Genomic DNA, 13,243 nt, shown 5'->3' on the forward strand with positions numbered 1-13,243 from the left:
CCGCGGTCGGCCAGTGCCCGGACCGGGACCGGCGCAGCGTCAGGAACGGGTCGCGGCATACACCGCGGTGCTGATCGCCTCGTCCACGCCGCCGCGCTCCACGAGGACCTGGTAGTGCCGGGCGGCGTACGGGTGGCGGCGCAGGACGGCCGCCACCCGGGCCGCGTCAGCGCCCGCCAGGGCCCCCAGCCAGTCGACCGTGCCGTCGCGGGGGGTCCACTGGTCGTGGGCGCCCTGCCAGGCGAACAGCGTCTCCACCGCCGCCTCGAGGACATCGGGTGCGCAGTGCCGGGCCGCGTCGCGCGCGACGTCCAGCAGCCACAGCATCGTGCGGTTCAGGACGCTCGAGTGCTGCCAGGGCTCCGGGTGGCAGTGCCCGGCGAAGCCCGCGAGGACGGCTTCGGCCCGGACCGGGTCGGTCCGCATCGCCGCGCCCGGCTCGCGCAGCCACGTCAGCACGTCCAGGTACAGGTCCTGGTTGCCGGGGTGGTCGGCGGCCAGGTCCAGCAGCCGGCCGGCCGCCACAGGGTCCGTCGCGGGCGCCGTGCTGCCGAACGGGCCGCCCGCAGTCGGTGCCCCGCCGCCGTTCGCCGCCGCCAGGTACTTCTTCGCGGCGACGCCCGGAGGGAGCGGGAGAATGGCGAGCTCCCGCTCGACCAGGGCCATGAACTCGTCGATGCTCTGCGGGCGCCGGGCGGGGTCGTCGTGCGTGGCCTGCCGCACGACATGCCGCCACGGCCCGTCGGCCGGCAGGAGGGGCTTGTTGGCCGTGGGATTGCGCCCGGTGTGGATCCAGCCGATCATCTGGCCCAGGCTGTAGATGTCCGCCGACGGGCCCGCGTTGTGCGCGCCTTCGCCGGTGGACAGCTCCGGAGCGGCCCAGCCCTCCGTGCCGAGCCCCAGCCGGGTGCGCTGGGCATCGGTCGTCTCGCCCCGCGGACGCCGTGCCAGGCCCCAGTCCGCCAGACGCCACACCCCGTCCAGGAACAGGACGTTGGGCGGCTTCACATCCCGGTGGACCCAGCCGTGCTCGTGCGCGGCCCGCAGCGCGGAGGCGATCGCGCGGACGAACTCCAGCAGCGCCGCAGGCTCGGCCAGCTCCGCACGGCGGGTGCTCGCCGTGTACTGGGCCACCGGCATCACGAACCACGAGCAGTCCGGGGCGATGTCCAGCACGGGCACCACGTGCGGGTGCCACGCCAGTCGGCGCCCGACCTCCACCTCGCGGACCATCCGCGCACGCTTGCCGTCCACCGCCGACCGCTGCGTCTTGAACGCCACGTCGATCCCGGTCGGCTTGTGGACCGCAGGGTGGACCGCGCCCTGGCCGCCGGGCCCCAGCGTGCGGGGCTCCAGCTTGTAGTGGCGGCGAAGCCCCCGGGCCTGCGCGGCCACCGGCCGCCACACCGGCCCGCCGCCGCTGTCAGCTCCGGCGGGGGCAAGGGCCGAAGCGTCGACGAGGCCCCGCACACGCACCAGCGCCACCCGGGGCTCGCGGGGATCGCCCGGAAGCACACCGAGGACGTACACCGCTCCGTCCCGGACGGCGGCCGCCCCGCAGATGCGGCTGAGCGGCATCCGCAGCAGCGGACGCCGCGCGCTGGTGCGCAGCAGCACATCGACGCGGTGCGCGAGCGCGGACAGGCCGGACCCGTCGGGTGAGAACGTCACGGCGCGGCCGGGGCCGGCCAGAAGCGACTGGCCGGGGTAGGGGCTGTGCACGGCGATCCACGTGCCGGGCGCTCCCGCGTACCCGCCCGAGGTGAGGTCCACCACCGCGCTGTGCCCGCCGCCGCAGAGCAGGAACTCCCTGCCGCGCAGACACACCGCCGAGTACACCTGGGCGTCGAACGTCACCGGGAAGCGGGCCTGCTGGCCGGCCCGGTCGGGGACGAGGGTCAGCGCCAGCGTCCCCGAGCCCGGCACCCCCAGCTCGGCGCCCGACCCGGACAGCACCCATGCCTCGCCGCCGCTGCCGGCGACCAGGCGCGCCCCCGCAGGAAACCCTCCGGCCAGGACCCGGGTGCGGTGCTCGCCGAACTCGAGGACGCAACCGTCACGAAGAACGAGCACCGCCTGGCCTACGGTGGGCAGCACCGGCCCCTCGCAGCCCGGCGTGCGCAGCAGCCAGCCGGTGGCGCCGCTGCCTGGATCGAGCGTTATGACACCGTCCGGGCACGTGACCAGGAGCAGGCCGCGGCCGCCGTCGGCGAGCCCGGAGGAACGGCCGGTGAACGGCCCGCCGGCCAGCACCAGGTGCGCCTGGACGGCGTCAGTGCCCTCGGCCTCGAACAGGGCGCCGTCCGGGACGCCCATCGGGTCGCTCTCCAGCGCGGCGCCGCCCTCCCGCAGCGCGGCATCCCAGGCCGCGAAGACAGCCCGGCCCCGCGGCCGGGGGCGCAGAGCTTCCTTCACGACGGCGACGAGGTCCACCGCGCCGCACACCGCCGCGTCCACATGGTCGGCGTCCAGCACCGCGACCGGAACCGGCCCGCCGGGCGGCGCAGTGACGGCCGGCGCCACCGCGTCGGGACACACCAGCACCCGCCCGGCCGCGCCGCCCGCCCACGCGAACTCCTCCGCTGGGGCGTCGATGCGCGCCTGGACGGCCGCGGGCCCGCCCACGACGACCTCCAGCAGGAACGTGCGCCCGCCGCCGTCGAAGACGACCAGCTCACGGCCCGACACGTCGCGGACCACTTCCGCGTCCGCCGCCGCTTCCAGGACCAGGCGGTGCAGCAGCGCGGTGAGCGCACCAGCACGTCCGGCGTCGTCGCCGTCGCGCTCCAGCCACTGCCCGAACGCCCGGATGGGCTCCCACGGTTGTTCCCCCACATCGACCATGACCGCCCGCCCAGCCCTCGTTCCCGCCGCCCCGGCTGCCGTGACGGATGGGCCATTGTCGCCCACACCGGACCCTGCCGGAGCCGCCCGGCAGGCCCGCACATTCGCTGCCCGGAGCCGCGATCGGCGACGCAAGCACCGTGCGTGACCGTGGTTGTCGTCCGGACCGGCGGCGGTGCCTGCGGGCCGGTGTACTTGTTCACTTTCCGCATCTGGCAGCATGGGGGGCGATCACTGATCGCACGACACCGAAGGTAGGACGATGAACCGCAGCGAGTTGGTCGCGGCCCTGGCCGAGCGCGCCGAGGTGACCCGCAAGGACGCCGACGCCGTGCTGGCCGCCTTCGCCGAGATCACCGGCGAGGTCGTCGCCAAGGGCGACGAGAAGGTCACCATCCCCGGTTTCCTGACCTTCGAGCGCACCCTGCGCGCCGCCCGCACCGCCCGCAACCCGCAGACCGGCGAGCCGATCCAGATCGCCGAGGGCTACAGCGTCAAGGTCAGCGCCGGCACGAAGCTCAAGGAAGCCGCGAAGGGCAAGTAGCAGTCCCAGCAGCAAGGCACGCGGCGGGGCCGGTCCCGGAGAACGGGGACCGGCCCCGCCGCACGCCGCACCCCGGGGCGGCCCGGGCCGCGGCCCCGCCCGTACCGTTGACACCGCAGCCGACGAGTGGAGGGTCCTTGGACAGCACAGGCGAACTGACACTGGCGCAGATCGCCGACCTGCTGGGCGTGACGGTCCCCACCGTCCGCAAGTGGCACGGCGGCCAGGTCCAGCCGGGCAGCGCGGCCTCCTCAGCCGCCCGCCCCCGCCAGCCGCTGCGCGAAGTCGCGGCCGCGAGGGGCATCCCGGTCCGCATCGCCGACCAGCCGGCCGACCAGCGCTACCCGCGCGCCGTGGTGACCGCCTTCGCCCAGGCCGTCGGCTACATGGACGCCGACGGCGAGCTGGTGCCCGAGGCGCAGGGCAAGGGCCGCGGCAAGTGGCTGCCGGCCGAGCCGACCATCGACCCCGGCGAAGGACGGCGCCTGCGGTTCTACATGACGCACGCCGCCGAGCTGGTGGGCCAGACCGTGGCCACGGTGCGCACCCGCGTCTCGAAGGGGAAGTTCGCGCAGCCGGACGGCGTCGACGAGCTGTCGCGCCCCTACTGGTTCGCCAAGACGCTGCAGGCCCAGATCAAGAAGGACCGGGGCGAGCCCGACGGCTACCGGGACGGCAAGCCGTTCTGGCGCCCCGGCCCCGACAACCCGTGGAAGCCCCGCGGCGGCACGCCCGCCCCCGCCGGCCCCGACGCCTGAGCGGCCGGCGTCACAGGCCCAGCAGGTCGCGGACCTCGTCGGGCAGCGCGCGCACCCGCCGCGGGTCGTTCAGCAGCAGGGTGCGGGCCTTCATCGCGGTGGCGTGGTCGACCTTCGGTACGGCCGGCGCGGCCGGCAGGCCCAATTCGACCCGCTCGGCGTCGCTCAGGTGCGCCAGCACCGCGCCGAAGTCGGCCGCCTCGCGCTGGGCCAGGACCTCGTCGTACGACGGGCGCTCACCACCGGTCGGCTGCGGGCCGACGGGCCGCGGTGCCGGCTGGCCGGCCAGACGCGAAATGTGCTGTTCGGAAGCCATCAGGGTTCTCCTTCACTCGGGGGCGCGCACCGGCGGGGCGCCGGGCGCGGTTCAGTAACGCGGGATGTCGTCGACGTCCACCAACTGCACGAGGACGGTACTGCGTGTCTTGCCGTAATGGTCGGGGATCTGCACGCCGACCTGCCGGCCCACGACGCGGAAGGTCGAGGAGCGCGGCAGGAGCCGCTCGTATTCGTCCTCGTCGATGTCGCTCACCGCGCGCATGACGGCCCCCTTGCTGGAGAGCACCTCGAACGCGAAGTGGTGGCGGGCCGATCGGTACTCGCCTGCCTGCGGGTCGTAGGCGAGATTCGCACTGAACCCGATGGCCATCCGGGGGCAGTGGGAGGTCGACATGTAGGAGTCGTCCCGGTAGGTGCCGCCTACCGGGAACTGATCGGCCGCCCACTCCTTGACGCAGTCTGCGGCGATGACCTCGTCCGGCGGGTTGAATCCGCGGTAGGTGGTGCGGGGCTCGCCCGCGACACGGGCCTTGGCGAGCGCCGAGTCCAGATGCGGGGCGATCTGCGACATCGGCACGCCGACCTCGTCGACCGGTTCGTCCATGCCGTGGCCCTCGTACAGGTGCCGGTTGATCGGCTCGAAGGCATCGGCACCTGCGTACTCGCGGGTCCAGTACGCCTCTTCGCCGTCCAGCCGGCCGGCCCAGCTCGCCGACTCCCGTACCAGGCCGCGGGCTTCGTCCTCCTCGAGAGGATCGCGCCTGCCCCCGCCATCCAGGCCGTGCTCCTCCCACGGGCGGCCGGGCCGTCCGGTGGCGGCGGCGCGCACGATCAGCTCCGCCTGGTCGGCGGGCATGTTGTCGTAGACGACCCGGCCGTCCTCGACCTCGTACGGCCACGGAGAGCGCGCCAGCGCCTCGTAGCGGTCGCGGTCGAGGCCGGTGAACGCGATGCGGGTGATGGGGTGGCCGCCTTCCCCGCCTGGGTGGACCGTCGCCGACCCGGAGAACCCGTCCTCGTCCCAGATGACGCTGCAGCCGCCGTCCAGGCGCGGCAGCGCCACCGCTCGCTCGCCCAGGCCCGTGGCCGAGGCGAGCGCGTCGGCGGCCCGCTCGTGCTCCAGATCCTCCGACACCGCCGTCTCGGTGCGGCCGTCGAGAAGGCGCCGCGCCTCGGCAGCGGCATCGCGTGCCCGACCCGCGTACAGGTCGGCTGCCGCGTCGTCGCCTTCCGCCGCCGCGTCCCGCGCGCGGGCCTCCCACTGCCTGGCCTGTCCGAAGGCCAGCGCTGCCGCGTCGTCCGCAGCCAGTCCCGCGGTTTCGCCCGCGAGCCCGGCGCTGGCGCGGCGGGCCAGACGCACGGAACGGTGCGAGGAGGGACAGCGCCGCCCGCCGGCTGCAAGGGAACTGCACATATGCACCCACTTCCTTTCCTCAGGCCCCTGCCGGCCGCTGCCGGACCGGTAGGCCACCGCCAGCTTCGGTGCGCCCGCCTGTGGACAGAGCCCGCGGTCTCGGTCAGTGCCGGGGGATGTCATCGACGTCGACCAGCTGCACCAGTACGGTCGCCTTGCCGCCGATGCGGGCGTCGGTGTGGACGCCCACCACGCGGAAGTTGCCGCCGCGCGGCAGCAGCCGCTCCCGCTCGGTGTTGCGGTAGCTCGAGATCGATGCCAGCGGCGCGCCCTTGCTGGAGACGACCTCGAAGACGACCTGGTGCGAGGCCTCGCGCCACTTGCCCTCGCGCAGGTGCCGTGTCGAGGCGAAGCTCGCCGCGATCTTCGGGCAGTGGGACGTCGACATGTACGACTCGTCGCGGTACGTCCCCCCGACCGTGAACGTCCGCCGCGCCCACTCCACCGTCCCGTCCGACTCCAGGACCTCCTGGGGCGGCCGAAAGCCGCGGAACGTGCGGTGCGGGCGCTGCGGCGGCTGCGCCTTGGCCAGGGCCGCATCCAGGTGGCCGGCCATCACGCGAGCCGTGACCGGCTGCTGCCCGGCTGGCTCGTCCAAGGGCCGGCCGCGGTGCAGGTGGGTGTTGACGTCGTGGAACGCGTCCAGGGTGTAGGCGCGCATCCAGCGGTGCTCCTCGTCGTCGAGCCGCGCGCGCCATGCCGCCGACTCGGGCTCCAGCACCTGGGCGTCGGCAGCGCCGAGCGGCTGCCGCTCGCCGCCGCCGGCCAGGCCGTTCTCCTTCCAAGGCGTCCCGGGACGGCCGGTGGCGGCGGATCGGACGATCTGCTCGGCCTGGTCCGCCGGGACGCCGTCGTACACCACATGGCCGTTCTCGACCCGATACGGCCAGGGGGAGCGGGCCAGCGCCTCGTAGCGGTCCCGGTCGAGGCTGGTGAACACGACCCGGGCCGTCGGGTGGCCGCCGTCGTCCGCAGGGCGTACGGTCGCGGACCCGGCGAACCCGGTGCGCCCCCACATGACGCTCTGGCTGCCGTCCTCCCTGGGCACGTAGGTGGCCTGCCCGCCGAAGCCGCTGGCGGTGGCGATGGCGGACGCCGAGCGGACGTGCTCGGGCGGTTGCGGCATCTCCACCGGCGTGATCCGTGTCCGCCGGTCGGAGGCCGGCGGGCTGACGCGGCCGAGCCGGAAGTACTGGCGCGGGTCGGCGGTGCGCGGAAAGGTCTGCGCCGCCTGCGGGTCCTTCAGCAGGGCCCGTGCCGAGTTTGCGCACGCGGTGGCGTGCATGGCGTACACCTTGGCCTGGTCGTCGTCGCCGGCCGCGGCCGCGGCTTTGGCCCGCTCGGCCCACTGCCGGGCCTGGTCGAACGCGCCGGCCGCCGGGTGGCCGGCGCCGGCGGCGGTGACGTCGGCGGCCAGAGCGGTACCTGTCGCGCGCCGTGCCACACGCACGGACGGGTGGGACGACAGGCACCTGCGACCGCCTGAGGAGGTGTTCCGGCACACGGGCATACTCGCTTCCTGCCGCTCGAGGCAGCATCGAGTCGATGGGCCTGCCAGCGTGGAGCGGGGTGCCTGTGGACAGGGCAGGAGCCGATCGCGGCTCCTGCCCTGCGGGGCGGGGTCAGCCGAGGTAGGCGGCGACCATCGTGGCGAACTCCTCCTCCGGGATGGTCCGTACGCCCAGCTCCGCGGCCTTGGCGCTCTTGCTCCCGGCGTTGGCACCGGCGACCAGCAGGGTCGTCTTCTTCGAGACGCCGCTGACGGCCGTGCCCCCGGCGCGCTCGATCAGCTCGTTCACCCCGGTGCGGGTCAGGCCCGAGAGCGCGCCGGTCATGGAGCCGGTGACGCACACCGCCATGCCGGTCAGCGGGCGCTCCCCGGCCGGGACGGTCTCCTCGGGCGCGGACATCGTCACCCCGGCCGCCGCCAGCTTGTCGATGACGCCTCCGAGCGCGGCGATGTCGGCGGCGATGAGCGGCGCGTACGCCCCGGCGACGCCGGGCACGGCGGCCAGGTCCTCCGCGCTGGCCGCACGGATCGCGGCCATCGAGCCGAAGCGCGCGGCGATGCGGCGGGAGACCGTGCGGCCGGTGAGGGGGATGCCGAGCGCGCAGAACACGCGGTGCAGCGGCTGGGTGCGGGCGGCGTCGATCCGGGCCAGGATGGCCTCGGCCCGCTTGGAGCTGCCGGTCGCCTCGGTGAGGTCCTGGTGGTTGAGCGTGAACAGGTCGCCGAGGTCGGCGACGCGCCCGGAGGTGACGAGGTGGTCGACGTAGGTGCCGCCCAGGCCCTCGATGTCGAGCATCTCGCGGCCCACGGCGTACCGGATCGCGGCTGCCACGCCGCACGCGGTGCCGCGTGCGCACCGCCAGCGCTCTCCCGTGGTGTCCAGCGAGCCGGAGCAGTTCGGGCAGGCAGTCGGCAGGACGACCGGCGTCGCGTCGTCGGGCCGGGCCGAGACGACGGGGGCCGACACGCGCGGGATGATGTCGCCCGCCTTGTCGACCACGACCAGGTCGCCGATGTGCAGGTCGTTGGCGGTGATGAACCGCGGGTTGTGCAGGGTGGCGTACGTGATGACGCTGCCGTCCACCTCGACCGGCTCCAGCCGCGCGCGCGGGGCGACGACGCCGGTGCGCCCCACGTTCCACTCGACGTCCAGCAGGCGCGTGTGGCGGGTGACGGGCGGCAGCTTGAACGCCGTGGCCCAGTACGGGTGGTCGCTGGCGGCCCCTGCGGCATCCTGCTCGTAGAGGTCGTTGGCCTTGATGACCACGCCGTCGATCGGGAACGGCAGTCCGGGGCGCATCGCGGCGATCTCGCCGATGCGGGCCACGGCCTGGGCGAGGGTGGTGTACACGCGCAGCGAGGAAGGCGTCTGCATGCTGGTGTTGACGCCCGCTTCGGAGAGCTGGTGCATGACCGACTCGTGGGTGTGGATCGGCGGCTTGTCGGCCGTCTCCCGGGGGTCGATCACACCGTGCGCGAAGAACGTCAGGCCGACCTGATAGGCGCGGTTGCGGGCGCGCACGCTTCCGGCGGCGGCGTTGCGAGGGTTGGAGAACGCCTTGCCGCCGTGCGCGATGCGCATCTCGTTGGCCTGGGTGAACTGGCCGGTGGTCATGACGACTTCACCGCGCACCTCGAAGGTCCCCTCGCCGCCGGGCAGGGTCGCGGGCAGGCCGTCGATCGCGCCGATGAGGTGGGACACGTCCTCGCCGCGCTGGTGGTCGCCGCGCAGCAGCAGCATGTACAGCAGGCCGTTGGCGTAGCGGGCGGCCATGGCCAGGCCGTCGAGCTTGGCCTCCACCGCGAAGCCGCCCCGCAGAGGGCGTCCCAGGCGTCGCTCCAGCGCGGTGGACCACTTCTCGACGTCGGCGGGGGAGTGCGACTTCAGCAGGGAGAGCATCGGCGTGCTGTGGGGCACGTCGCCCGCCGGGGCCGCACCGCCGCCGACCTTCCCGGCGGGCGAGTCGGCGCTGGCCTGGCCGGGGTTCTCGTTCTCCCACGCGGTGATGGCCGCGAGCAGCTTGTCGTAGTCGGTGTCGTCGAGCGGGGAGGTGCCGTCGCTGTAGTAGGCGTGCGCGGCGCTGCGGGCCTGCTGTACGGCGGCGAGGTAGTCGTCGCGCGAAGCGGTGGCCGGGAGGAGGTGGGGCATGCGGTGACCCTTCTGTGAGGCCCGGTGGCAGGGCGCGCCTGGGCGCAGCCCGGGGTGCGGGACCGCGGGGCAGTGGGGCGGGCGGAGTGCAGCGGCCGTCGTTCGGCTCGGTGTGCCGTGGGAGCGTCGGCCGTGCGCTGGGGAGGTGGCTGCGGCGGGTCGGCTGCGCGAGGGTCGTCCTCGGGGAGCCGGAACCGTCCCGGGTGAACGTCGTGGGGGCTCTGACGGGTCGTGGTGCCGGGCCGTCCGGGACTTGAGTCGTGTGGTATTGGCCGCGGACGCGACGATGCGCCGCCGTCAGGCCCGGGAGCAGCGGGTCCGCAACGGCCTGACCATCTTAAAGATATCACATTCCGAGCGTGATGTGTAAATTGATTGCCGGTGTGGGGCGGTCTCAGATCAACGAGCGCCGCGCGAGCCAGTCCCTCACGGCCCCGACCGGGTACCCGCGGTCGTCAGGGGCGGGGAACGGGTCCTCGGCGTCGCCGGCGTGGGCTTGGACCAGGCGGTGCAGACGGTTGCGGTCGATTTCCACGACCTTGGCCAGGGTCGGCAGTCGGAGCCGTTCGGGCATGCCCGGCCTGGCCGTTCGAGCCAGCAGCGGCGCGAGGTCCGACATGTCGAGGCCGGCGCGCGATCCGGCGATGCGAGAGCGCTCCACGACGTCGCGCAGGTTCATCGTCAGGCCGTGCTCGTCGAGCAGCTCTGCGCCCGGGCCGCGGTCGTCGGCGTGCCGCATCACCCACTTCCGCCACTCCTCGGTGCCGGCTCCGTCGGCGGGCCGGGGGTCGCGCTGCCGCAGGACGAACGAGCGCACGGCGCCCCACTCCCGCGCCCCGTTGACGTCCGGGGGAGGGAACTCGCCGTAGGCCGAGCTCGTCGACCAGTGGTTGACCGACTTCCTGGTGAGACCGAGCAGTTGGGCGATCTGCGGGATGGTCAGCCGGTGCTCGGTGGGGGCTGCCGCCAGCGCCGCCGCGGACACATCGCGCGGGCCGCGCCGATGCGCGCCGGCGGGTGCGCCTTCGGCAGCGGTTGCGGGAATGTCGTCGGACATGGGGACTCCGGGCGGGATCGGCGGCAGGGAAGCCGTTCGGACAGCAGGGTGGAAGTCTGTCAGCCCCACCGCACGCAGTATCCCCGCGCGTCGCACCACAGGGCCAGCTCGGCGAGTTCGGCCAGAACCTGCTGGAGCCGCCCGGCGGGCCGGCCCCCCGTGTGCCACCGGTCCTCGACGGCGCCCTCGCTCCCCGGGTCCTCCGGCAGCAGGGCCGACGCCAGCAGCACCCGCCCCAGCAGCTCGCAGGCGTCTTCGGACCCGCCCTCCCCGTCGGCCAGACCCAGGGCGGGGAACACCTCGCGCGCGGTGGCGTCGTGGAGGTTCACCGCCGGGGCGGACGCCATGACGACGTCCAGCACCCGCAAGGGGTAGTCCGGGCACATGTCCGGCATCTCGCAGCCGGGCAGCGCTCCACGCGCGCCAGTGCCCATGGCCTCGGCTCGGTACCGCGCCTCCTCCCAGGTCAGGAAGGGTTCGGCCGCAGCGGTGGCCGCGGGGCATCCACACGATGCGGCGAACGGCCCGACCGCCGGCCGGTCGGCTTCGAACGTCGTGCTCACAGGCAGCTCCTCGCACCAGGTGGCATAGGCATAGGGGTCAGGGGTTTCGCGGGCCGTGGGATGCGGCGTCGTAGACGGCACCGTGGTGGGCGAGCCGGTCGGCGTACTCGATCCTCTCCACCCAGGCTTCGGGCCAGCCGCCCGCACCCATGTGCGCGCCGGCCAGCGCTCCCGCCAGAGCGGCGATCGAGTCGGAGTCCCCCGTGGACGCGGCGGCGCGCCGGATCGCGGTGACCGGCTCGTGGGGGAACTGCAGGAAGCACAGCAGCGCGCCGGCCAGGGCCTCCTCCGCGGTCCATCCCTCGCCGACGCTCTCGCACGGGTCGGCGTCCGGGTCCGCGTTCCACAGGCCCGCCTCGAGGTCGTCCAGGCTGTTCAGGCACTCCCGCCAGCCGGCGGCGATGTACCCGGAGGGCCCCACCCCGGCGAACTGTCCGCCGAGCTTCCACAGACCGCCCAGCCAACGGTGGTGGTACACCTCCTGGTTGGTGACCGCGTACGCGCGCAGCCGACTCGGCAGGGCGCGCGGCGAGGTGCCCGTGGCCAGCAGGTGGACGGCATGGGCGGTCAGATCGCTCGCGGCCAGGGCGGTGGGGTGGCCGTGGGTCATCGCGGCCTGCAGCTGCGCCGCGCCGGCCCGTTCCTGCGCGGTCAGGTCCGGGTGCAGGCCGATCGGGGTGACCCGCATGTTCGCGCCGCACCCTTTGGAATCCGCCTGGCTCGCCAACTGCCAGCCGAGGCCGCGGGCTTGGAGTCTGCCGAGCGCGGCGCAGGCGTCCATGCAGGTCTGGCCCGGATCGCGGTCGTTGTCGGGCGAGTTGGCCCACTCGACGAAGCGCCGAGCGAGGTTGCCCGCCAGTTCCGCCGGGTCGAGCGCCGCATCGTCGGCGCTGTCCTCGAGTGCGTCGGCCACGGCGAGCGCCATCTGGGTGTCGTCGGTGACCTTGGCGGGGTGGGACAGCGGCAGGGCGCGCCAGGGGCCCATGGTGTCGGCGATGGTGGCCGTGTCGAGGAACTCCGTGGGACGACCCATGGCGTCTCCCAGGGCCAGGCCGAGGAGCGAGCCGAGGGCCGGCTGCTCGGGGTCGGGGTGCATGGGTCCTCCAGGAGTCGGCGGGGTCGGGTGGAGTGGTGCGGGGTCAGGCGAGCGGGCAGGCGTGGTCGGGGGATGCGGGGAGCCAGCGCAGACCGGCGGCCTTCGGGTGGAGCGTCTGAGGACCGCGCTCGTGGTGGTGGAGTTCGACCAGCTGGTCGGGGGAGCCGCACTCGCAGGGGAGGGTGCCGACGTAGGTGATCGTGTCGTGGCCGTGCGGGGTGGGCAGGTCCTGTCCGGGTTCGATGGCGTGGCCGCTCCACGCGTCGACCAGGCGGGGCGCCTGCGGACGGGGTGCTGATCGGCGCAGCAGCGCCCGGAGGGAGAGACGGGGGGCGTTGGACAAGGGGGCGTCCTCTCGGGAACGGGGAAGGGGGCTTGCGTCAGGGCAGGGCGTCAAGGGCCGCGCTCACGCACAGGCGGGTGTCCTCGTAGTAGCGCCCCGCGTCGGCTCGGGGGTAGCCGGGCGAGGCGAACACGAGGGTGCTGCCGGAGGTGGTGCGGATCCTCCAGCCTCCGTGCGCGCGCACGGGGTGGTCGATGGAGTTGGAGCTGTCGATGCGCAGGGCACGGCCGGTTGCGGGGTTGCCGGCCACCACGCAGAAGTCGCGGCCGAGTTCGGGTGAGCGCCAGGTGGTGAGGGGCACCTGGCAGGCGGCCAGGAGCCTGCGAAGGAAGCGGTCGGCCCGGCATGTGCAGGCCGATGGAACGCACTCCCGAGCCTCGGCCCAGGTGAGCAGTTCCGCTGCGAGCGCTTCGGCGGGCAAGTCCGGGCCCTCTCGGCTGAGCCTGTCGGCGGAGGGGGCGAGGACGTCCTTCTCGCCCAGGGCCTCCAGGAGCGGGCCGAAGCACCGGGGGACCTGGCCGCGGCCGAGCGCGGCCACGGGGCCGTGGTGGTGCCGGGCGTCCGCAGCCGCGGTGATCGCGGCCGCCTCACTGCTGATGAGCACCTGGACCTCCGATGTGCTGCGGGGGTGGCTGCCGCCACCCCCGCAGTTTACACATTGCGTTCGAGGCCAGCAAGCTTTAAGA

12 protein-coding genes are annotated in these 13,243 nt (G+C 74.2%); 2 read left to right on the forward strand and 10 right to left on the reverse strand.

The features are described from left to right. Positions 1-39: 39 nt before the first annotated feature. Entirely contained in the window at positions 40-2,835 is a 2,796-nt protein-coding gene (locus ACIP60_RS31850) for a serine/threonine-protein kinase (RefSeq protein WP_400691126.1), read from the reverse strand. A gap of 271 nt (positions 2,836-3,106) precedes the next feature. Between ACIP60_RS31850 and ACIP60_RS31855 the strand changes: the two genes are divergently transcribed. Next, positions 3,107-3,388 carry an HU family DNA-binding protein gene (locus tag ACIP60_RS31855; RefSeq protein ID WP_400691129.1) on the forward strand — a complete coding sequence of 94 codons (282 nt, stop codon included), beginning with the start codon at positions 3,107-3,109 and terminating at the stop codon, positions 3,386-3,388. 137 nt (positions 3,389-3,525) lie between these two features. Next, a complete protein-coding gene (locus tag ACIP60_RS31860) occupies positions 3,526-4,146 on the forward strand; it encodes a hypothetical protein (RefSeq protein WP_400691132.1) in 621 nt (206 codons plus the stop codon). Between the two features lie 10 nt (positions 4,147-4,156). Here ACIP60_RS31860 and ACIP60_RS31865 read toward each other — a convergent pair whose 3' ends face one another. The 9 genes from ACIP60_RS31865 to ACIP60_RS31905 all read right to left on the reverse strand — a co-directional run bounded on the left by ACIP60_RS31865 (position 4,157) and on the right by ACIP60_RS31905 (position 13,161). Further along, a complete protein-coding gene (locus ACIP60_RS31865; protein ID WP_400691135.1) occupies positions 4,157-4,462 on the reverse strand; it encodes a hypothetical protein in 306 nt (101 codons plus the stop codon). Between the two features lie 51 nt (positions 4,463-4,513). Further along, a complete protein-coding gene (locus ACIP60_RS31870) occupies positions 4,514-5,785 on the reverse strand; it encodes an ADP-ribosyltransferase (RefSeq protein WP_400691138.1) in 1,272 nt (423 codons plus the stop codon). Positions 5,786-5,942: 157 nt separating this feature from the next. Further along, positions 5,943-7,289 carry an ADP-ribosyltransferase gene (locus tag ACIP60_RS31875; protein WP_400691140.1) on the reverse strand — a complete coding sequence of 449 codons (1,347 nt, stop codon included), beginning with the start codon at positions 7,287-7,289 and terminating at the stop codon, positions 5,943-5,945. Between the two features lie 172 nt (positions 7,290-7,461). Further along, positions 7,462-9,498 (reverse strand): NAD-dependent DNA ligase LigA, encoded by a 2,037-nt coding sequence (gene ligA / locus ACIP60_RS31880; protein ID WP_400691143.1) that lies wholly within the window; start codon positions 9,496-9,498, stop codon positions 7,462-7,464. 394 nt (positions 9,499-9,892) lie between these two features. After that, on the reverse strand, positions 9,893-10,555 hold the full coding sequence (locus ACIP60_RS31885; protein WP_400691146.1) for a hypothetical protein: 663 nt from the start codon (positions 10,553-10,555) through the stop codon (positions 9,893-9,895). A gap of 59 nt (positions 10,556-10,614) precedes the next feature. Beyond that, positions 10,615-11,118: a hypothetical protein gene (locus ACIP60_RS31890; protein ID WP_400691148.1), complete on the reverse strand. Its 504-nt coding sequence runs from the start codon at positions 11,116-11,118 to the stop codon at positions 10,615-10,617. 37 nt (positions 11,119-11,155) lie between these two features. Beyond that, a complete protein-coding gene (locus ACIP60_RS31895) occupies positions 11,156-12,214 on the reverse strand; it encodes an ADP-ribosylglycohydrolase family protein (protein WP_400691151.1) in 1,059 nt (352 codons plus the stop codon). A gap of 43 nt (positions 12,215-12,257) precedes the next feature. Continuing rightward, positions 12,258-12,557: a hypothetical protein gene (locus tag ACIP60_RS31900; RefSeq protein ID WP_400691153.1), complete on the reverse strand. Its 300-nt coding sequence runs from the start codon at positions 12,555-12,557 to the stop codon at positions 12,258-12,260. Positions 12,558-12,594: 37 nt separating this feature from the next. Then, positions 12,595-13,161, reverse strand: a complete 567-nt coding sequence (locus tag ACIP60_RS31905; protein WP_400691156.1) for a hypothetical protein — start codon at positions 13,159-13,161, stop codon at positions 12,595-12,597. Positions 13,162-13,243 lie beyond the last annotated feature (82 nt).

This window comes from Kitasatospora sp. NPDC088783 (assembly GCF_044750705.1).
In the GTDB taxonomy this organism is placed as follows: Bacteria; Actinomycetota; Actinomycetes; order Streptomycetales; family Streptomycetaceae; genus Kitasatospora; species Kitasatospora fiedleri.